Origin of the sequence: Sarcina ventriculi (genome assembly GCF_900456775.1) — a bacterium.
Classification (GTDB): Bacteria; Bacillota; Clostridia; order Clostridiales; family Clostridiaceae; genus Sarcina; species Sarcina ventriculi.
In genome coordinates this window covers 430,369-452,891 of record NZ_UAUL01000007.1, presented here as the reverse complement: position 1 = coordinate 452,891, position 22,523 = coordinate 430,369, and the positions used below count along the sequence as shown (strand labels likewise).

General features: G+C 26.8%; 21 protein-coding genes. 18 read left to right on the top strand and 3 right to left on the bottom strand.

Annotated features, from left to right (window positions below):
- Positions 1–15 precede the first annotated feature (15 nt).
- From DR020_RS06320 to DR020_RS06275, 11 genes are all read left to right on the top strand, one after another.
- Positions 16–810 carry an MBL fold metallo-hydrolase gene (locus tag DR020_RS06320; RefSeq protein ID WP_055259085.1) on the top strand — a complete coding sequence of 265 codons (795 nt, stop codon included), beginning with the start codon at positions 16–18 and terminating at the stop codon, positions 808–810.
- A gap of 120 nt (positions 811–930) precedes the next feature.
- Entirely contained in the window at positions 931–1,428 is a 498-nt protein-coding gene (locus tag DR020_RS06315; RefSeq protein WP_055259084.1) for an SEC-C metal-binding domain-containing protein, read from the top strand.
- Positions 1,429–1,647: 219 nt separating this feature from the next.
- Positions 1,648–2,127, top strand: a complete 480-nt coding sequence (gene rlmH / locus DR020_RS06310; RefSeq protein ID WP_058993573.1) for a 23S rRNA (pseudouridine(1915)-N(3))-methyltransferase RlmH — start codon at positions 1,648–1,650, stop codon at positions 2,125–2,127.
- A gap of 102 nt (positions 2,128–2,229) precedes the next feature.
- Positions 2,230–2,553: a hypothetical protein gene (locus DR020_RS12415; RefSeq protein WP_207655891.1), complete on the top strand. Its 324-nt coding sequence runs from the start codon at positions 2,230–2,232 to the stop codon at positions 2,551–2,553.
- Positions 2,554–2,580: 27 nt separating this feature from the next.
- Entirely contained in the window at positions 2,581–2,760 is a 180-nt protein-coding gene (locus tag DR020_RS12410; RefSeq protein ID WP_207655890.1) for a hypothetical protein, read from the top strand.
- A gap of 396 nt (positions 2,761–3,156) precedes the next feature.
- Entirely contained in the window at positions 3,157–3,951 is a 795-nt protein-coding gene (locus DR020_RS06300; RefSeq protein ID WP_235865670.1) for a MerR family transcriptional regulator, read from the top strand.
- Positions 3,952–4,033: 82 nt separating this feature from the next.
- Positions 4,034–4,711, top strand: coding sequence for a DUF554 domain-containing protein (locus DR020_RS06295; protein WP_112365540.1), 678 nt, complete (start codon positions 4,034–4,036; stop codon positions 4,709–4,711).
- Between the two features lie 27 nt (positions 4,712–4,738).
- Positions 4,739–5,437, top strand: coding sequence for a B3/B4 domain-containing protein (locus DR020_RS06290; RefSeq protein ID WP_112365539.1), 699 nt, complete (start codon positions 4,739–4,741; stop codon positions 5,435–5,437).
- Positions 5,438–5,600: 163 nt separating this feature from the next.
- The gene (locus tag DR020_RS06285; protein ID WP_055259073.1) at positions 5,601–6,215 is read left to right on the top strand and encodes a sugar O-acetyltransferase; all 615 of its coding nucleotides are present in this window, start codon (positions 5,601–5,603) and stop codon (positions 6,213–6,215) included.
- Between the two features lie 147 nt (positions 6,216–6,362).
- Entirely contained in the window at positions 6,363–7,106 is a 744-nt protein-coding gene (locus DR020_RS06280) for a carboxymuconolactone decarboxylase family protein (RefSeq protein WP_112365538.1), read from the top strand.
- 33 nt (positions 7,107–7,139) lie between these two features.
- On the top strand, positions 7,140–7,574 hold the full coding sequence (locus DR020_RS06275; protein WP_112365537.1) for a cupin domain-containing protein: 435 nt from the start codon (positions 7,140–7,142) through the stop codon (positions 7,572–7,574).
- 69 nt (positions 7,575–7,643) lie between these two features.
- On the opposite strand, the gene DR020_RS06270 is transcribed toward DR020_RS06275, so the two are convergent.
- The 3 genes from DR020_RS06270 to DR020_RS06260 form a co-directional block, all read right to left on the bottom strand.
- Entirely contained in the window at positions 7,644–7,949 is a 306-nt protein-coding gene (locus DR020_RS06270; protein ID WP_112365536.1) for a hypothetical protein, read from the bottom strand.
- Between the two features lie 171 nt (positions 7,950–8,120).
- On the bottom strand, positions 8,121–13,736 hold the full coding sequence (locus DR020_RS06265; RefSeq protein WP_112365535.1) for a beta strand repeat-containing protein: 5,616 nt from the start codon (positions 13,734–13,736) through the stop codon (positions 8,121–8,123).
- Between the two features lie 533 nt (positions 13,737–14,269).
- On the bottom strand, positions 14,270–14,737 hold the full coding sequence (locus DR020_RS06260; RefSeq protein ID WP_058993554.1) for a DUF2383 domain-containing protein: 468 nt from the start codon (positions 14,735–14,737) through the stop codon (positions 14,270–14,272).
- A gap of 175 nt (positions 14,738–14,912) precedes the next feature.
- Between DR020_RS06260 and DR020_RS06255 the strand changes: the two genes are divergently transcribed.
- From DR020_RS06255 to DR020_RS06225, 7 genes are all read left to right on the top strand, one after another.
- Positions 14,913–15,404: a GNAT family N-acetyltransferase gene (locus DR020_RS06255; RefSeq protein ID WP_055259064.1), complete on the top strand. Its 492-nt coding sequence runs from the start codon at positions 14,913–14,915 to the stop codon at positions 15,402–15,404.
- Between the two features lie 134 nt (positions 15,405–15,538).
- Positions 15,539–16,726, top strand: a complete 1,188-nt coding sequence (locus DR020_RS06250; protein ID WP_112365534.1) for a M20 metallopeptidase family protein — start codon at positions 15,539–15,541, stop codon at positions 16,724–16,726.
- Between the two features lie 183 nt (positions 16,727–16,909).
- The gene (locus DR020_RS06245) at positions 16,910–18,091 is read left to right on the top strand and encodes a macrolide family glycosyltransferase (RefSeq protein ID WP_112365533.1); all 1,182 of its coding nucleotides are present in this window, start codon (positions 16,910–16,912) and stop codon (positions 18,089–18,091) included.
- 246 nt (positions 18,092–18,337) lie between these two features.
- Entirely contained in the window at positions 18,338–19,723 is a 1,386-nt protein-coding gene (locus DR020_RS06240; RefSeq protein WP_112365532.1) for an MFS transporter, read from the top strand.
- 28 nt (positions 19,724–19,751) lie between these two features.
- Positions 19,752–20,195 (top strand): MarR family winged helix-turn-helix transcriptional regulator, encoded by a 444-nt coding sequence (locus DR020_RS06235; protein ID WP_058993544.1) that lies wholly within the window; start codon positions 19,752–19,754, stop codon positions 20,193–20,195.
- Between the two features lie 169 nt (positions 20,196–20,364).
- Positions 20,365–20,904, top strand: coding sequence for a TetR/AcrR family transcriptional regulator (locus DR020_RS06230; protein ID WP_112365531.1), 540 nt, complete (start codon positions 20,365–20,367; stop codon positions 20,902–20,904).
- 176 nt (positions 20,905–21,080) lie between these two features.
- Complete coding sequence (locus DR020_RS06225) at positions 21,081–22,286, top strand: macrolide family glycosyltransferase (RefSeq protein WP_112365530.1); 1,206 nt, start codon at positions 21,081–21,083, stop codon at positions 22,284–22,286.
- Positions 22,287–22,523: the final 237 nt, after the last annotated feature.

The window sequence follows — 22,523 nt, the reverse complement described above, 5'->3', positions numbered from 1 at the left end:
AATAGGGGGAAGCTTATGATATTTTGCTCATTATATAGTGGTAGTAGTGGAAATAGTATGTTCATATCATCAGAAAATACAAAAGTTTTAGTTGATGCTGGATTATCAGGTAAAAAAATAATAGAAGCACTAGAACAAATAAATGAACAGCCTAATGAGCTAGATGGAATATTTATAACCCACGAACATATAGACCATATAAAAGGCGTAGGAATAATATCAAGAAAGTTTGACATACCTATTTATGCGAATGAAAAAACATGGAATGCCATGGAGAATACTATAGGAAAGATAAAAGAACACAACATAAAAGTTATACCTAAAAGGAGTATTACAACTATAAAGGATTTAGACGTAATTTGTTTTAATACTCCGCATGATGCAATATCTCCTATGGGATATACATTTCATTCAAAAGGAAAGAGTGCAAGTATAGCCACAGATATAGGTACATTTACTGATGAAATTAAAAATAATTTAGCAGAATCAGATGTAATACTTTTAGAAGCAAATCATGATATTCAGATGCTAAAGTATGGCCCGTATCCATACAGCTTAAAGAGAAGAGTTTTAAGTGAAATAGGCCATTTGAGTAATGAAGATTGTGGAAGTGCTCTTTTAGACATATTAAAGCAAAATAATAAGTGTAGAAAAATAGTTTTAGGTCATTTAAGCAATACAAATAATGTACCAGAACTTGCATATAGAGCAGTAAAGAATATATTAGATGAAAAGTCATTAATTAGTGAGAGAAAGTTAGATATTAAATTAGCTGATAGAAATAAGCCAAGTAGTTATATTAAGTTTTAGGTTAATGGATAATTTGTGACAATAAGTAAATTATGAAAATACATATTATGTATTGAAACAAATGGTTTTAATTATTATAATTTAAGTAAATTAAAAACTATAGAAAAAGAGGAGTAAATTATGAGCTTATACAAACAATGGACAGACATGGTTGTAGAATATGTAAAAACTAAAGGAGAAGCTGCTTTTTGGAAAGAGTATAGCGATATAGAAACTAGAATATATAAAAATTTTCTAGCTAATCATAGTGAAGTAAAAAAATCTAGTATAACTAATCTTGCTAAAGAGTTTGATGCAAGTATTGAATTTATAATGGGATTTGTTGATGGAATAAATGATAGTTTAAAGACTCCATACGATTTAGAGAAAGTAACTGCTGATGAAGAATTAGTTTTTGATATAGATTTTGAAAAACTTTATTTCAATATGTTAGATGCTAAAGCTGAATATTTATTTGACTTACCACAATGGGAAGCTATTTTCTCCGTAGAAAAGAGAAAAGAGATAGCTACAGCTTATAAACAATCTAAGATAGTTAGAAATGAAAATAAAATCGGAAGAAACGACGCATGTCCTTGTGGAAGCGGAAAGAAATATAAAAAATGTTGTGGTAAATAATACGCAACGAATAGAGGCTGCTAGAAATTCTAGTGGCCTTAACTTAGTTTATGAGTAAATAAATACTGAAGTAAGAAATTAATTTTAATTAAGTTTAATTATTATATAAAAAAGGTTTTCCACAGTATATTCACAATAATAAATAAAATATGTGGATAACTTTTTAGTATTTGTGGATAAAATTCAAAAGTGTAAAGGTTATAAGAATGGAGAAAATTGATGAATATAACTATAATTTCAGTAGGAAAGTTAAAAGAAAGATATTTAAAAGATGCAATAGCTGAGTATTCTAAAAGATTAACTAGATATTGTAAGCTAGATATAATAGAACTTCAAGATGAAAAAACTCCAGATAATGCATCTGAGAAGGAAGAAGAATTAATAAAAGAAAAAGAAGGTAGAGCTATTTTATCAAAAATAAAAGAAAATGCTTTTGTAGTTGCTATGGATCTTAAAGGAAAGCAATTAACATCAGAAGAGTTTGCTAATTTTATAGAGAATCAAGGTATTGTAGGAAATTCAAATATTGTATTTATTATAGGTGGTAGTCTTGGTATTTCTCAAGAGGTTATAAAAAGAGCAAATGAGAAGATATGCTTTTCTAAAATGACCTTTCCTCATCAATTATTTAGAGTGATGTTACTTGAACAGATTTATAGAGGATTTAGAATAATGAAGAATGAACCGTACCATAAATAGTGCGGTTTTTGCTAAAATTGTATATGATTATTTTGGATGAAATAATTAATAGATGAGCTTGTGTAGTGATTAACACTTTACACCAAATGGGGGAAATAATATATGTTAAACTATCAATATTATCCTAAGAATAACATGGTCACTAATAATTTAAAAAATATTATAAATGTTTTTATTAATAGCTATGATACTATATCTTCTATAGATGATAAAAAACTTAAAAGTAATGAAGTATTAAGTGTGTGTAAAGATGGTTTAAAGAATATAGGGTATAGAGTTGAAAGCAAAGAAGATGGAACAATCCAAGTTCCAGTGTTATTTGGAAGGAATAATTCATTAGAAAAAGCTTTTAAGGCTGATGCATATAATGAAAAAGAAAAAACTGTTATAGAGGTTGAAGCAGGAAGAGGAGTAATGAATAATTAATTTTTAAAGGATTTATTTCAAGCATGTATGATGCAAGATGTTGATTATTTGGTTATAGCTGTTAGAAATGAATACAAAACAAAAACTAAGAATAACAGGGAACGAACAAATTATGATTTTGAAGAAGTATGTAAATTTTTTGATGCACTATATGCAAGTGATAGATTACAATTACCGTTAAAAGGAATATTGATAATTGGCTATTAAAATTTAAATAATATATGTAAAAATAGCGTGATTTAAGCGGATTATATTTGTATATTTTTTAGCACAAACTATTGTCAAAAGTAAATAAAGCTGTAGGTTTTATAGGTAATGGCACAGATGTAAATTCAATAGATAATCGCAGTATCTGAGCAATCTAAAATCAAGAAATTCTTTTGTATTATAGACTGTTAAAAGAATTTTTATACTAATCATTAGTTTTAAATATATATTCTTAGAGATTTGTTATATAAAAGTCCTCTTTTTAAGAACCTTAGATTTTAATTAATCTGTATGTGGTTTTTAGAAGGAGGATTTTTTCATGTGCAGTTTTATTAATAAAGAAAATTTTAGGTTATATTATATTTACAATAATAAATAGCAAGAGGGGGAAAATGTATGAATGGCTTATTCACAATTGGTGAGGTATCAAAATTATTTGATATCAATATTAAAACATTAAGATATTATGATGAAATTAATTTATTTAAGCCTATATTTATAGATAAGTTTAATAAATATAGATATTATTCAGCGGATCAGTTTGAACAGTTAAATACAATAATGTATTTAAAGGCTCTTGGAATGCCTTTAAATAAAATAAAATTTCATTTAAGCACACGTAGTATTGATAATATAACACAATTATTAGAAGAGCAAAAAAAGATTACAGTAGAAAAGATAAAAGAACTCCAATATATAGAAAGAAAAATTGAAAATAGGTTAAAACAAATTAATTATGCAACAAATTATGATAAATTAAATATCGTTGAGGAAATTGAATTTGATGAAAGAAATATTATTCTACTAAAGGAAAAAATAAAATGCAATAAAGATTTAGAATTATCGATTAGAAATTTAGAAAACAAGAGTAGAAAAAAGGCATCTATTTTCAATGGAAAAATAGGTGTATCAATTTCTAAGGATAATTTAAAAAGAAAAAGATTTAATGAGTATGATTCTATTTTTTCTTTTACAGATGGAGAAGAGTATAACAAGCAATTAAGAAAAATTTTGCCTAAGGGAACTTATGTTACTATTCGTTTTAATGGAAATCATAAGGATTCACCATCTTATTATGATAAACTTTTAAAATATATTGAAAAAAATAAGTATGAGATTGCGGATGATTCGATAGAAATAGCATTAATTGATTTTGGATTAACCACAAAAAAAATCAGAGTTTATAACTGAAATTCAGATATTGGTAAAATGATTTGACTCTCCAGTTACTAGAGCCTTTATAATCGAGATGTAAGTGACTGGAGGTGTTGATATGATTGGAACTATAGTAAATTGCACTGCTATTATAATTGGAAGTATCTTAGGAACTATTTTAAAAAATGGAATAAAAGAAAAATATAAAGATATTATGTTAAAAGCTATGGGGCTATCGGCTGCGCTTTTAGGAGTTAGTTCGGCAGTAAAAGGAATTAATGATAGTAATTATCCTGTTTTATTTATTATAAGTTTAGCGATATGTGGACTTATTGGAGAAGCATTAGCATTAGAAAAAAGAGTTAATAATCTTACATCAAAATTTTCTAAGGGCAATTTAGTAGAGGGATTATCTACAGCAGTACTATTATTTTGTGCAGGTGCTTTATCTATTTTAGGGCCTCTTGAGAGTGCTTTAAATGGAAATAATACGTTATTATACACTAATGCTATATTAGATGGCATAACTTCAGTTGTTTTAGCATCAAATTATGGAATAGGAATAGGGATTTCTGCATTTGTATTATTCATATGGCAAGGTTCAATTTATTTATGTGCAGATATTATCTCACCATATATAACACCAGCTTTATTAAATGAGATATCAATAGTTGGTGGAGTTTTAATATTAAGTTCAGGATTAAATATATTACAGATTAAAAAAATAAATGTTTTAAATTTGTTGCCATCACTACTTGTTCCTGTTACATACTTTTTTATTAAAAGTTTAATATAGATTAATTATAATTTGAGGTGAAATGATATGAAATTTAGTGTGTCAAAAGAAGTTTTTGAAAAAATGGATAATGTATGTTTTGGAGTTATAGTAGCAAGAGGTGTTAATAATAAGGAGAATAAGAAAATAGCTAAAATTCTAGAAGATAATATAGCGTCAGCAGAGGTAAAATTTAAGGATAAAAAAGCAAAAGAAATAGATGAAATAATCGATTATAGAAATTCATTATTAAAATTAGGAATAAATCCTAATAAATTTATGTGTTCTATAGAAGCTATAATGACAAGAATATTAAAAAAGAAAGGTTTTCCTAGCATAAACCCAATTGTTGATTTAGGAAATGCTGTATCAATAAAGAATGTAGTTACTCTTGGTGCTCATGATATTGGGAGTTTAAAAGATGATATATGTATTAGATTTTCAAAAAAAGGGGATAAATTTGTAGCGTTTGGGTCAAAAGAAGAGGAAGAGTTAGAAGATGGTGAATTAATTTATTGTGTTGGCAATGAAGTTAGAACTAGAAGATGGATTTGGAGACAAAGTGAAAAGGGCAAAATTACAGAAGAAACTACTGATATATTTTTTCCGATAGATGGATTTAAAGATAAAAATTATGATAGTGTAGTTAATGCAATGAATGAATTAGTAGAACTATTACAAGAAAATTTTGAGTGCCAAATAAAATTTGGGGTTGTGGATGTAAACAATCCAGAGTTTGAATTTTAAAAATTATAAGAAGTAAGATAGAGATAATTAATTAAAAGTTGTAGTTATAGCTACAACTTTTTTAGTTATAAAAATTTTAATAAATAATTTACTTTTTTTGTTTAAATAGTAAATTATAAGATTTATAATAATATAAAGATATAATTTATTAGGGGGAGATAAAATGGAATTAAGAGAGATAATAGAAAGACAATACAGCGGAAAGTTGTATTATTGTAATGATGAAAAAATATTAAAAGAACAAGGCAAGTGTGCAGATTTATTATATGATTTTAATCAAACACGCCCATCAGAGATGGAAAAGAGAAATAAATTATTAAAACAAATGTTTAATGAAATAGGTGACAACTGTTATATAGAACCGCCTCTTAGAGCAAATTGGGGAGGAAAAAATGTTCACTTTGGAAATGGTGTTTATGCAAACTTTAATCTTACTTTAGTTGATGATGGAGAAATATTTGTTGGAAATAACGTTATGTTTGCTCCAAATGTAATTGTTGCCACAGCTACACATCCTATACATCCAGAGTTAAGAAGAAAACAAGCTCAATTTAATCTACCAATATATATAGGTAACAATGTTTGGATTGGTGCAGGCTCGATAATACTTCCAGGTGTAAAAATAGGAGATAATACTGTAATTGGTGCAGGAAGTGTGGTAACAAAGGACATTCCTTCAAATGTAGTAGCTGTTGGTAATCCATGTAGAGTTTTAAGAGAAATTAATGAGAGAGATATGGAGTATTATTATAGAGACATGAAGATTGATATTGAATAAAAGATAAAAATATCATAAGGATTGTGTATTATTTTTAAGTTAAAAAAAATAATACAATATGTATTGACTTAGAGTGGACTTTAAGGAGTAAACTATGGGTAAGGTAAAGGGATTTGCTTAGAAATATTTATTAGGGAGGTAATTTTAATGAATAGAGTAGAAGAAGCAAATAAAATGATGCAAAAGCTTGGTGTTAAAGAAAATTCATTAGCTAAATCTTTTGATGAGTTTGAAACTGTAAAGAATAACTTTATTTATGGTGAAGTGTGGAAGCAAGGAAATATGGATGAAAAATTAAGAAGTATTGTTACAGTAGCGGTTCTTGCAACTGTGGAAGGAAAAGATTTAGAAGAGCAAATTCGTGTAGCACTTAATATTGGAGTAAAGCCACAAGAACTTTTAGAAGTTTTTCATCAAGGGGTTCCGTACATTGGATTTGCAAAAGCTGAGAAGGGTTTAGAAATTCTTAAAAAAGTTTTTGATGAAAAAAATATTTTAATGCCTTTAGAACATAGTGGTGTTGTTACGGAAGAAAATAGACTTGAAAAGGGGATTAGTGTGCAAAAATCAATTTTTGGAGAAAGAATTGATAAGATGAGAGCGTCTGCACAAGGGCAACAAAAGATAATGCAAGATTATTTATCAGCTTATTGCTTTGGCGATACTTATACTAGAAAAGTTCTTGATTTAAAAACAAGAGAACTTATAACTTTTGTTTGCATATCTGCATTGGGTGGATGTGATAATCAAGTAAAATCTCATGTAGGAGGTAATCTTGAAGTTGGAAATAGTAAGGAATTATTGATTTCAGCTATTTATCAATGTCTTCCATACATTGGTTTTCCTAGATCTTTAAATGCCATTTCAGCAATTAATGAAATTGCAAAGTAAAAAATAATAAATTATTTAGAAAGAGGTAATAACATGAAAGTAGCAAATAAAGAGCAATTTGAAAAAGAAAATATATTTGGAATGGGTATGCCCAATAATGCATATGCTAAATATTTTATAGGCGATTCATTTTTAAATCCGCTTACAAAGCCAGGTGAAAGTGCAGTATTTCTTGCTAATGTAACTTTTGAACCGGGATGTAGAAATAATTGGCATATACATCATGCCAAAAGTGGTGGTGGACAAATTTTAATCTGTACAGCAGGTAGTGGATGGTATCAAGAGGAAGGTAAAGAAGCTGTTAGTTTAGAACCAGGTATGGTTATTACAATCCAAACAGAGGTAAAGCATTGGCATGGTGCAAAAGCTGATTCATGGTTTAGTCATATTGCAGTAGAAGTTCCAGGCGAGGAAACAAGTAATGAATGGTGTGAAGAAGTTTCTGATGAAGTATATAGTAAGTTATAAAAGTTAATATAATTTATGTGATAAATGAAAAACCACTAGCTAAGCTAGTGGTTTTTTTATATAAATATTCTATTTAGAAATATTTCCATTATCAATAGTATATTTACTTCCGTTAGGAGCTGTGTATGTTCCATTTAATGCTACTAATCCATTATTAGTTATTTGATATACGACATTATTAGCTATTTTGTTAACTTGAAGATTTTTATTTTTTAAGTATAGTTGTCCTTTAGAGTTTGCTCCAGGGTTATAATTTATAGAGATTATATCTCCAACAGTATATTTTGTACCATTTATTAAACCTGTAAGGTCATAACCTTGTTGGTTAGCTCCAAATTCTTCTCCTTCAGCGTTAATATTTTTTATTAAATCCATATTTGAAGAATATAACTTGATATTTATTCCATCATTATTAGAACTTCCAATCCAAGTATGAGAGCCATTAGCTGAAATTACACCATTTTGGAAAATTATATTAGTGGTGTTTCTTCCCCAAGTATCAAGAATTATTGTTCCTAGAACAGGTTGTTCATTGTCTACAAGTCCTTACTGAGACATTGATTGTAACATTTCTTTAGCTGTGGCTTGTTGATTTGAATTTGTTACTGAATTTAATGCATTTGTAATAGAATTAACAAATTCATTAAATTGTTCAGTAGTTCCCTTTTGTAATATTTGGTCTTTTATTTGAAGTAATGTATCAAACATAGGCATTGGATATTGTTTAAATGTACTAATAATTTCATTTGAAAGATTTAGATAGTCTTGTGCAGTTAAATCATTATTAGTTTCCATTAAATTAATTTTATCAAGCCATGCTCTTAAGTTTAATGGTTGAATAGATATAGCTTCATTTATAGCATTCATTTTTTCTTGATATGATATGTTAGAGTTAACTAGCCATAAATATTCATTAGATTTTTCTAAAGCTGGTGTATCTGCATTTTGATATAATAAGTCATAATTAGTATTGTATATGTTTGTTGTTATTCCACTTGACCATCCACTTACATCAGCTCCTTGACTTTGAGACCAGCCAAATATATTATTACCTATTTCCCATTGACCATCAGTATAATATATAAATGCACAGTGACCTGGTTGTCCAACTGGTTGTGCTGGAATTCCAAATACTTGACATGATGATGCACCTAGCTTTGATGTAGCTCCACAAACTCCTCCGTCATACCACACATCTAAAACATTAGGATTTGGGCCATAAAAATCAGGGCCAAATACGCTTGTTCCTGTATGTGGATTTGTTTCATTATAGTTTATGGTATAAGCTATATTATTCAATCCACCGTTGCTAGAATTTATAAAACCATTATGATTTTGTAGAATTACATCTCTTAACTCCATTATTTGAGAATTTGGTACATTTGTATTAACTACATATATTAAATGTTTTATATCTAAAGTTTTAAATATAGGAAGCATACCACCATCTGCGTTTAATGTTTCAAAAATATTATATCTTTCAACAGGATTTCCTATATTACCATTACATGGCCATGAAGCTATTGGATTAGCGTTAGCTATAGCAGTTGCAATAGCTAATTTTAAATTAAATCCGTATCTTGAATTAGCATATGTATTCCAAATATTAGACCAAATTTGAAGTCCATTTATATTTACTCCTTCTTGACTTGTCCCTTCTAAATATTCTTGCATTGCAGTTTGATTATTTAAGACCCAATTTATAAATTCTTTATTAGCTGTGCTTTGATTAATAAAGTTTTCAAGGTTGTTTTCACCGATTCTACTTATAAATTCATTAGCAGTAATATCATAGTTTAAACTTGCATTAGTTAAGATGTCGCTATTACCGTTTTGGGTTATTGATGAACTGATATTACTATTTATTTTATTAAGATATTGTGATATATCACTTGAATTATTTATAGTAATTGTTGGAGTTGGTTTGATGCTTATTGTAAGTAAATTATCTGTATTTGCGTTTAATAAGAAATTAGAATTACTTTGTATATTTGATAATACTTTTATTGGAAATAATTCATTGTTTATATCTAAAGCAAATGTGTAGTTTTCTCCTTTAGCTAAATTACTTAAAGTTGATTCACTAATTATCCCTTGTACACTTGAAGTGTTATTATCTAAATTAGTTGTGTCTACTGAATCAATTATCTGATTGCTTGAATTTAAAATAACTAATTTTTTATTGCCATTTAAAATACTTTCACTTTGACCGTTAGCTAAATTACTATTTACTACTAAGTTATTTCCTTGCCAATATACATTGCTTGTATAAGCATTTTGTCCAAATTTAACAGATACTAACCCATCTTTAGTTATTTCAAAATATTCTGTGTTACCACTTATATTACCTAATACAGTATTTCCATTTAAAATTACTGGTTTAGAAATATTTGTATTATAACTTAAACCTATAATATCACCATAACTAAAAGATTTACCGTTTAAAGCTTCAGTTAATTGATTTGTAGAACCATTATTAATAGAAGAATTAGAAATTTCTTGTCCTTGGCTATTATATAGAGTTAAGTCGAAATAATGAGATTGTCCATTACCAAAACTATTAGAATAGTTGTTTACAGTAAATTGCATGGTTTCAGGGTTAAATGCAATGCTTGATACTAGAGCTCCAATATTTCCATTATTGTTATAAAAATTTATATAACTATTAGCTAATTTTATGTCTGAACTTATAGTAGGTTTAATGATTGTTGGGATATATCCTTTTGTTGTTATGGTTATTTCAGTATTGCTAGTAAATCCATTAATATCAGTTATAGGAATATTAAAGTTTCCACTTGAATTTGTTGTACCTGTAAAAGTTTGTCCATCTACTGATATAATTACTGGAGTGTTTGGATTTGCTGTACCTTCTACATTTGTTTTTGTTATATTTCCATTTGAACCTAGGATATCGACTGGTTGAACTTGGACAAATTTATTATTTAAATTTTCTAATCCATTATTTGTTATTTCAAAGTATTCTCTTGCACCTGTTGAATTTCCGATATTATTTTTTCCAGAATAAACATTAACTTTTGTATAAGAAGGATTATATGAAATTTCAACTATATCGCCGTTTGTATATGGAGTATTATTAATTTGATTAACAATGCTAGATACATCATTTAACTCATTACTACTAAAAGATTTTATTGTATTACCAGTAATAGGGTTTATAATAGATATATTTAATGTATTACCGTAAAAAGCTCCTGTATATTCTTTATCATTTATTGGTTGTTGAGTAACTTGAAGTGTTTGGTTAACTGGATTAAATGCTATATCAAAAATAGGAACATTTGTGTTATTTAAAACTTCTATTTTATTCTGACTTACATGCATATTTGATGCATATTGTACTGTTAATAAAGAAACATTTTGATTATTAACAAAAACTCTAACTTCACTACCTATTGGAGCTTGATCAATTGGAATGTCTAATGAAAATTCTCCATTAGAGTTAGATTCAACTACTTTAGAGGTATTTCCATAGGATATAGTAACATTTGTATTAGCTAAAGTTTTTCCAGTTAGAGTCATATTTTTTGTTCCAGTATATAAAACTTGAGAAGTTGTTAAATTTTTATTTGCTACTGCAACTAATCCATTTTGAGTTATTTCAAAGCATTTAAATTGATTTGTACAATCGATTTGACTTTGTCCACTATTAAGTAATAATTGCCCCATAGATAATTCTATTTCTTGAGGTTCATAGACTGCAATTATATCTCCATATTTAAAACTTGCACCATTTAAATTATTGCTTGATGAAAATACACTAAATTGACTTGGAGTACAACTTGTTAATACATTACCAGTTGTTTGGTCTATAAGTTGTACTGCAAAGTTAGAATGATTATTATCTACTACTGTCATATTTGCAGGATTAAAACTAACCATTTGACCAAAAGTACCATCTTGATCTTTATCAGATATAGTTATATTGGATTTTAGTATTCCAAGGGTATTAATAGCTGTTGGATTTACAATTGTAGCAAGTTCTCCAGATGTTTGAACAACTATATTAGTTGAGTCTGTAAATCCATTAGAATCTGATATTGTTAAACTGAATTCACCATTAGAGTTAGTTTTAGTAGTAAACGTTTGTCCATTTACTAATACTGTTACTGTTTGATTAGGTTTATTAGTGCTACCACTAAGTGTTCCAGATGTAACACTTCCATTACCTAAAACATCAAAAGGGTTTACTTTTATGTGTTCCATATTTGTTGATACTAAACCGTTTTTTTCTATGCTAAATGTTGCAGTTTGATTTACATTATAGGTTTTTCCGTTAACATTAGATATGTTTATTTCACTTGAAGAGTAAGGATATACAATTTGTATAATATCCCCATATGTATAATTTAAGTTATTAAATGCTTGAGATAGAGCATTTTCAGGATATTGCCCACCACCATAGACATTTACAGATTTTATTAATTCTCCAGTATTAGAATATAAAGCAACTGTAAATAATACTTGTGTGTTAGAAGCGTATGGATTTGTTTCAGCCCAGCCAGAATTGAATTGAATTTTATTTGTACTTGGGTTAAAACTTAATGTTCCTATGTTTTGATTCCAGTGGTTGTTTAAACTAATACTATTGTTTTGTATTTTGTATACATTAGGATTCAAAGTTGGAGTTATGTTTTGTACAGAGCCATTGCTTACAACCTGTATGTTAGTTGTATTAGTAATATTATTTGTAGCTGTTATATCTAAAGAAAAATCTCCGTTAGCGTTGGAAGTAGTTGTATAATCTTTATTGTCTATCCAGATATTAACTTGGGTATTTGCCGTTGTAGTTCCTGATACAGTTATCTTATTACTATTTAATTGATAATATACAGGATTAATTTTTAAAGTATTTACTTGCTTTAATCCACTTTCCTCAATAACAAATGATACAGTTTTATTTACATTATAAGTTTTACCGTCTATATTAGAAATGCTTATTTTACTTGATGAATAAGGATAAGATATTTGTATAATATCTCCATATGTATATTTTAGATTATTGAATGCATTACATAGAGCATCTTCAGGCCACTCATTACCATAGACATTGACTGTTTTTATTACTTGACCATTGCTTGATAATAAAGTGATAGCAAATAATTCTTGGGTACTAGAAGCATATGGATTTGTTATTGCGTTTCCTCTTGTTACTTGTAATTGTGAAGTTTGTGGATTAAATGTTATTGTTCCTAAACTTTGTTGCCATGTGTTATTTAATGTTATTACATTTTGTTGAATTTTATATACATTAGGATTTAGTGTAGGATTTATAGTTTGTAATGCGCCATTACTTTCTATTTCTATGTTAGTTGAGCTTGTTATATTTTCATCTGCTGAAATGTTTAATGAAAAATCTCCATTAGCGTTTGAAGTAGTTGTATAATCTTTATTGTTTATCCATATATTAACTTGAGTGTTTGCAGTTGTAGTTCCTGATACGGTTGTTTTGTTACTGTTTAGAGTATAATATATTGGGTTTATATTTAAAGTATTTATTTCTTTCAATCCACTTTGTTGTATAACAAATGATGTTGTTTTACTTATATTATAATTTGATTGTCCATTAACATTAGAAATGCTTATTCTACTTGAGGAATAAGGATATGTTATTTGTATAATATCACCATATGTATAGTCTAAATTATTAAATGCTTGAGATAATGCATTTTCAGCATATTGTCCACCACCATAGACATTTACAGATTTGATTACTTGTCCATTATTAGAGTATAGGGTTATTGCAAATAGTTCTTGACTACTTGATGCATAAGGATTTGTTTCTGCCCAACCAGAATTAAATTGAATTTTATTAGTAGTTGGATTGAAAGTTAGAGTTCCTATATTTTGGCTCCAAGTATTATTTAATGTTATTGTGTTGTTAGATAGGGGATTTGTATTCTCATTTGTTGTTATATTTTTTATATTTGTAGTTTTTACATTTTCATTTACAACTGGAGTTTTTGTATTTTTATTTGTTTTTATATTTTGATTTGTTGAACTTGATGAAGTCGATTCAATTTTAGGTGAATTAGATAACAACGTAATGCTTTTAAATTGAGATACATTTCCAGATACAACTTGGGAACTAAGAGCAATCGTTCCTGCTAGTGTAATTAGTGATACAAGTTTTTTTAGTTTCATTTAGTTACCTCCTAATGGATTGTTAAAAAATAATTTTAATTTCATTTAGTTATATATAACAATTATTTTTATAAAGCTTTATATGGTATTAATTTTTTTAGATAACGTATACATAAATAATACTTGATATACATATTTAAATAATAGGTAAATATATAATATTAAACTAATTTTACCTTAATTTATTTAATTTTATTGGAAAGTATTATCATAGAAATTATATAACATATTTATTAGTATATGTGGTATAAATTTAACATATTATTAATTAAATTAAAAAAAATATATAATATTTATACAATTAAAAATAAAAAACAATTATTAAATAGAAAAATGTTTGAAAATTATATGCTATAAAGAAGAGATTTTATTATTCATTGAAAAGTTTTCAAAAGCATATAAAAATAGTGCTGATTAAAAAGCAAATATTTAAATTTGCTTTTTAATAGTGTAGATTAAGATGTAAATTAAACCATGTATTTATTATTAGACTATTTATTATAATTATATTTTGCACTGATAAAGTGTTGTGATTATTTTATAACACTTTTTTTATAAAGTAGATTTAAATTATTAAGTATTATTTCATATTCTTGCAACATATCATTTAAGCTATTAATCATGGATTGATTTGCATTAATATTTTTTAAATTAGTTATTGCGTTTGAACCACCTTTTATACCCATATCCATTGCTTTTGTAGCACTTTTTAAAATTTCATCATCATTATTCATAAATATATCTTTTACTCTTTCAAAAAAGCTTGCTATTTCTCCACTTACACCTAGAGAGTCATTAGGATCTCCATTAACTTTTTCTATATATGAAATTATTATTTTTTTTTGGGACTTAAATTTAGATATAATTTTTGTGAATTCATGTTTTAGTTTAGAACTATCTGTTTTGTCCAAATATATTTCAAAAGAGTCTATTCCCATATTTATTCCTTTTAAAAAGCTATTTAATTGTTTTATAGTTTCTTCTTTTTTAGTTACATCCATCTTTTTCGCCTCCTAGTAGTAATTTTTCCACAAATATTGTTAATTTATTCATTGATAAAAGATAGTTTAATTTAGAAAAAGCTTGACTTAAGGACTTTAAACGACATAATTAATATATAAAAAGAACAGGATTTAATGATATTTAAAAAAATTGAAGAGGAAAAGGTGAATTAAAATGATAATAAGAAAAGCGAAAAAAGAAGATTTAAAAGAACTTTTGGATATATATAACTATGAAGTAGAACATGGAGTAGCGACTTTTGATTTGGAAACAAAGACTTTAGAAGAAAGAGAGGATTGGTTTTATAGTCATAATGTAGATAATCATCCTTTAATTGTAGCAGAAATTGATGGAAATATTGCGGGATATGCAAGTCTATCTTCTTATCGTGAAAAAGAAGCATATAAAAGTACAGTAGAACTTTCTATATATATAGGAGTTAGTTATAGAAAAAAAGGAGTTGCAACCGCTCTTATGGATTCTATTTTGGATGAAGCTAAAAGAGATGAAAGAACACATACAGTAATTTCAGTTATTACATCAGGGAATGAGGGGAGCAAAAAGCTTCATGAAAAGTTTGGGTTTGAATTTTGTGGAACCTTAAAAGAAGTTGGAATAAAATTTGGGAAATATAGAGATACAGATAGTTATAGGTTAGGTGTATAATTTATAATAATAAATTTTACAAAAAAATAAGAAAAAATCCATATTTAATCAAAATGTGTTTTCAAATATTTTAACATATAATATAATAAAAGTAAAAAAGTTGAATTTATTATAAAATAAAGTGAGGCAAATTTATGAGAAAAATATTAGAAAATGCTCAATTAATAAAAGATGAAATAGTAACCTTTAGAAGGACTATTCATGAAAACCCTGAGTTTGGTCAAAATCTTCCCAAAACTACTGCTTATGTAATGGATAAGCTTAGAGGATTTGGTTATGAACCAAAAGAGATATGTGAAAGTTGTGTTGTTGCTACAATACAAGGGAAAAAGCAAGGAAAAACATTTCTTTTAAGGGCTGATATGGATTCATTAAATATAAAAGAAGAAAGTGATTGTGAATTTAAATCAATTAATGGAAACATGCATGCTTGTGGACACGATATGCATACGGCAATGCTTTTAGGTGCGGCTAAGCTTCTTAAGGAATATCAAGATGAAATAGAGGGGACAATTAAATTAATATTTCAATCAGATGAGGAAGGCTTTACTGGTGCAAAGAGGATGATTAATGCAGGTGTGCTTGAAAATCCAAAGGTTGATGCTGCTATGGGATTACATGTTTTTTCTGGTGGGCCTACTAATACAATTTTATACACTTTAGAAACTGGTACAGCCAACTGTATTGGATTTAGAATAATTATAGATGGAAAAGGGTGTCATGGAGCTATGCCAGAGAAAGGTGTCGATCCTATTAATATTGCTTCACATATATATATATCTTTACAAGAAATTATAAGTAGAGAAATTTCGGCAAGTGAATCAGCTGTTCTTACTATAGGTAAATTTTTAGGAGGAGATGCTCCAAATGTAATACCAGATAATGTGGTTATGGAAGGAACGATACGTAGCATGTCAAAGGAAACAGGAGATTTTATTTATGAAAGAATGAATGAAATAGTTACATCAACAGGTCAACTATTTAGAGGAAAAGCAAGGTTAGAAAAAATATCATCAGTTCCGCCATTAAAAAATGATTTTGTTTTAACCAATGAGATTGCGTCTTACATAAAAGATATTGTAGGAGAAAAATCAGTGATTCAGTATAAAGGTGGACAAGGTATGGGCTCGGAGGATTTTGCATATTATTCACAAGAAGTTCCTTCTGTTTTCTTTATGGTAGGGGCAGGTAGTAGTAGTGAAAATCCCAAACATGGATTACCAATGCATCATCCTAAAGTAGAATTTAATGAAGAAGTGTTAGTTACTGGAGCAGCTATATATACTTATAGTGCTATTATGTGGTTAAAAAATAATAAATAAAAAGTATATAATTCTAAAAAATCTTCTAAAAATGATTAAAAATAATTTTAGAAGATTTTTTTATGTTAACTAATATAGAGATTTTATAAAAATTTTATAGAATTTTTATTTATAGATTTAAAATTTATGTTATAAATAATTATATAAATTTTACTTAGGATAAAAAGAAAGAAGGGATTTATAATGGCAAGAGGGTTGTTTTTAGCATTTCCAGGACATGGACATGTTAATCCAACAATAGGATTAGTTAATGAGCTTATTAGAAAAGGAGATGAAATAATTTACATATGTTCTGAAGAATTTAGAAGTAAATTTGAAAATACTGGTGCTAAATTTATAGGTTTTGATTTGGATCTTTCAGATTTTGATGGCAAAAATACAATTGATAATATGGGAGAAAGGTTTTTAAAAATATTTAAAAATATTTTAAATTTAGCTATAGAGCAAGAGGGAGAATTTGATTATATAGTAGTTGACCCTTTTATAAGACCTGGAACAAAAATTGTAGAAAAGTTTAAAGTTAAAAAAGTAATAACAATATCTACAACTTTTGCTATTAATAAAGAATTTTCTGAAAGAATTTTAAAATCTATGTCACAAGATAAATCAACAATTGATAAGATGACTGAAAATTTTATAAAGTTAAAACCTGAATTTGAAAAATTGGGAAAAGAGTTCGGTATATCTTTTCCAGAAAAGCCAATAGAATTAATAACTGGAGTTAAAAATGATTTAACTATAGTGTTTACATCTAAGTATTATCAACCAAATGCAGAAGTTTTTGATGAAACATATAAATTTGTTGGGCCATCTATATTTGATAGACGTGAATTAGAAGATTTTAAAATAGAAAATTCTAAAAACAAGAAAATTGTATACATATCTTTAGGAACTATTGCAAATACAAATATTGAATTTTATAAGAATTGTTTTAAGGCTTTAGGTTCTAGAGAAGATTTAATGGTTATAATGTCTGTAGGAAAGAAAATTAATATTAGTGATTTAGGACAAATTCCTACAAATTTTAAATTGTATAATTATGTTCCACAACTTGAAGTATTAAAGAAAGTTGATTTATTTATAACTCATGGAGGAATGAATAGTTCAAGTGAAGGTTTATATAATAATGTACCTTTAATAGTTGTTCCACAATTTGGAGACCAACCTGTGGTTGCAAAAAGAGTTGAGGAATTAGGTGCTGGTGTTCCTTTAATGGGGGACATATCTCCTTTAGCTATTGAAAATGCAGTTAATAAAATTTTATCTGATAATTCTTATAAAGAAAATGCTAAAAAAGTTGGCGAATCTTTAAGAGAATGTGGTGGATATAAAAAAGCTGCGGAAGCTATCCACAAGGTAATTTAATTGTATTTAAAATAAATAATTTTATAAGATTACTAAAAATATCTTTGAAGGAACTAGACCTTTAAAGATATTTTTTGTTGTATAGTAATTTTTAAATTTTAATTTAGTTGACAAATCAACTTATTTTAATTTATACTGTATTAGTATTATAGATTAATTTTTTTATCAAGAGTTTTAAATCTTTAATTTTAATTCATATTAAATTTGAAATAAAGTTTTATCTTGCAATAAACAAAGGAGGAAAATATGAAAAATACTAAGAATGCTACAAAATTAGCTGTTTTAGCTGTGGCTTTATTAACTATAATTGCTACATCAGCAATAGGGCCATCTCTTGCTATTATAAAAGTTAATTTTCCGCAAGTAAGTCCGACATTAATAAAATCAATAGTAACAATTCCAGCATTAATATGTATTCCTATAAGTTTACTTAGTAATCAATTTAGTAGACATATAAGAAAAAAATATTTGCTTATTTTAGGTCTAATTATTTATTTAATAGGAGCTATAGTATGTTATTTTTCAAATAATATATATATGCTTTTAGGGGCAAGAGGAATTTTTGGTATAGGACTTGGAATCATTGCACCTATGTCTTTGGTTTTAGTAGGTGATTTTTTTGAAGGAAAAGATAGAGCAAAATTTATGGGATATTCAAGTGCTTGTAGTAATATCGGAGGAGTTATAGCTACACCAATTGTTGGAATTATAGCTGTTATTGATTGGCATAATATATTTTTAATATATTTAATAGCTTTACCTATATTACTTGTTGTGATATTTTGTCTTCCAAAAGTTGCGCCTTTTGATGGATATGCGCCAGAAAATCGTAAAGAGAGTATACATAATGAAACTAAGCATATAAAATTAAATTTAGAGGTATTTAAATATGCAGTTATTATAATATTAGCTTTTATAACTTTTTATAGTATTCCAACTAATATAGCACTTTTAATTGAAAATAGAAATTTAGGAAATTCTGAAACATCAGCTATTTTAATAACATTAGTTACTTTGTTTGCATTTTTTTCAGCTATGTCATTTGGAAGAGTTCTAAGAATATTCAAAGAAACGTTAATATTAATCTCATTTATAATTATAGCAATTGGTTTAATAGTTTTAATTTCAGCTAATACATTTACTTTTATGGGACTTGGAGTTGTTTTAGTTGGTGTAGGATTTGGGCTTATTGTACCTTATTCACTTTATTACGCTTCAAAGTGTGTTCATAATAAACATACATCACTTGCTATTACTATAGTAACAACTTCAATATATGTTGGTGAAGCAATATGTCCTATAGTATTAGATTATATAGCTAAATTTCTTAACTTAGGAAATGTTATTGGTTCTTTTTATGCTGCTGAAGTATTAGCAATTGTGGCTATTATATTTTCTATTGTTATTATTGTGTTATCTAAAATTAAAAAAAGCGGTACTAATCAAAAGTCTATTAATTTAGAAGATGATGGTGAAACAAATGAAATTGTAGTAGAGGTTATTTCGGTTAATGATTTAAGTAATGATATTAAAACAGGTATTGATTATAATAGAATAAAATCACAAATAGATAATCAAGTTTCATTTGGATATAAAAAAAATAAAGTTAATATTTTAGAAAATAATAAATAAAAGAGAGTTTTATTTATAGGAGGATATCATGGGTTTAAATGAAAGAATAAAATTATCTAAATGGGCTGATATTCTCAGCAATAACTTTCAGGCTTATGTAAATTTAAAACTTAAACCTTATGATTTAAAATTTGCTGAATTTATATGCTTATTAAATTTGTATGAGAATGATGGAAGCCACCAAGATTTTATAATTAAGAGAAAATACACAGATAAATCTGCAATAACTAGAACTCTTCAGTCTTTAGAAAAAAAAGGCTTTGTAAGACGTGAAAAAAGTGAAGAAGATAAAAGAATTAATTGTGTTTATTTAACTGAAAAAGCATTAGATTATAAGGAAGAATTAGATAAAATTATTGATGAGTGGCAAGAATTTTTAAATGATTGTATTCCAAGAGATGAATATAATAAGATTGCAACTGCACTTGAAGATATAACAATAAAAGTTTTAACTAAGTTAGGGAAAAAATAATTTAATACTACACAAATTTAATATTAAAAATATCTTCTTTTTTAAAATTAACACAATAGCTTTGTGTAACAATGAATATATCTCAATTAAAATGTAAAATGTTATAATATTATACAAAGAAAAAAGGCTTAATAGCTATGGAGGAATTTGTATAGAGGAGTAAAAGATTATGCCAGTGGATATGAAGAGTCTTATAGGAAATACTTTTGAAGAGATGATGGAATATAAGAGTATAGATAAAATTACAATTAAAGATTTAGTAGATGCTTGTAATATTTCAAGGCAAGCATTTTACTATCATTTTCGAGATATAATGGATGTTGTAAAATATAAATTTGGAAAAGATATGAGAACAGTATTAGCTAATAGTCTTAATACATCTTCTTTAGAGGAAGCTTTACAAATATTTATTCTTGAAATAAGTAAAAGAAAAACAATTATTCAAAAACAGGTAATATCTCAAAGAAAAGAAGAGATAGCTGTAATAGCCCTTGAGGTGGTTAATAAGTATTTGCAAGAACTATTTAGAAAGAAAGTTTTAAAAAAGAAAATTAGTTATGAAGAGTTAGATGTAATAGTTGATTTTTATTCCTGTGGTATTACAACATTTTTACTAAAGCAATATGAGAAAGAACAAGTTGATGAAAAAAAATTAGCTTATGAACTATCTAAAATAATATCAGTAGGTATAATGCCTTATGAAATATAGTATAAAAATTTAATAATAAATACTGAATTTATTTTGACAAAAACACATAAGTGTAAAATTATTTTACGTTTATGTGTTTTTGTATATACATATCTTACAATTTGATAATGGTTGTACTATGAAATATTTGCTATAAATAGAATAAGAAAAATAATTAAGAGAAAGAAGTGACTTTTATGGCAAGAGGATTATTTTTAATGGTTCCAGCACATGGACATGTTAATCCAACAATAGGTTTAGTTAATGAACTTATAAGCAAAGGAGATAGTATAACATATATAGCAGGAGAAGAATTTAGAGATAAATTCGAGAATACAGGGGCTAATTTTGTAGGATATGAAGCAGATTTATCAGCATTTAATGGTCAAACAAGTAGTATTAGTAATATGGGAAAACAGTATATAAAGATATGTAAAGACATTTTAAATCTTGCTATAAAACAAGAGGGAGAATTTGATTATTTAGTGGTTGATCCTTTTATAAAACCAGGAACAAAAATTATAGAAAAGTTTAAAATTAAAAAGGTTATAGCAACATCTACAATTTTTGCTATGAATGAGAAAATATCTAATAGTGTTTCAAGTATAATGGAAAAAGATAATAAAGATATGTTAGAGATGATGAAAACTTTTCTTACATTAGCACCTAAATTTAAAAAATTAGGAAAAGAGTTTGGTATAAATTTTCCCAAAAACCCTATGGATTTATTAATGGGAGATAAATATGATTTAACTATAGTATTTACATCTAAATACTTTCAACCTAACTCAGATGAATTTGATGAAACATATAAATTTGTTGGGCCTTCTATATTTGATAGACATGAACTTGAAGATTTTACAATAGAGAATGGTGAAAATAAAAAAGTTATATATATATCTTTAGGAACTATTGCAAATACAGACCTAGAATTTTATAAAAGGTGTTTTGAGGCTTTGGGTTCTAATAAGGATTTGACTGTTATAATGTCCATAGGAAATAAAACCGATATTAAAGATTTAGAAAAAATACCTGAAAACTTTAAAGTGTACAACTATGTTCCACAACTTGAAGTTTTAAAGAAAGTTGATTTATTTATAACTCATGGTGGAATGAATAGTTCAAGTGAAGGATTATATAATAGTGTTCCTTTAGTAGTTGTACCACAATTTGGGGACCAACCTGTAGTTGCAAAAAGAGTTGAAGAGTTAGGTGCTGGTATAGCTTTAATGGAGGATAGAAGTGTCCAAGCTATAAGAAGTGCGGTTAATAAGATTCTATCAGATGATTCTTATAAAGAAAATGCTAAAAAGATAGGTGAATCTTTAAAAGCTTGTGGTGGATATAAAAAAGCTGCTGAAGCTATTTATGAAGCAATTGATAATGTTGAAGTTTTAGTTTAAATTTAATATATAGAAGCCACTTGGTTAGATTAACTAGGTGGGTATTTTTTTTATATCATAGACATCAAATATTTTAAAATATCCTGCACTAGCATTATAAAGAGCATATCCAATTACTTTTACTGTAACATCAACCTTTACCTTTTTGAAAAATTGTAGTTTTTATAGATGTGTATTAATAAGTTTATTTTAAATTTATTCACTAAAAGTATTATAATAATAAATAATGTAAATAAT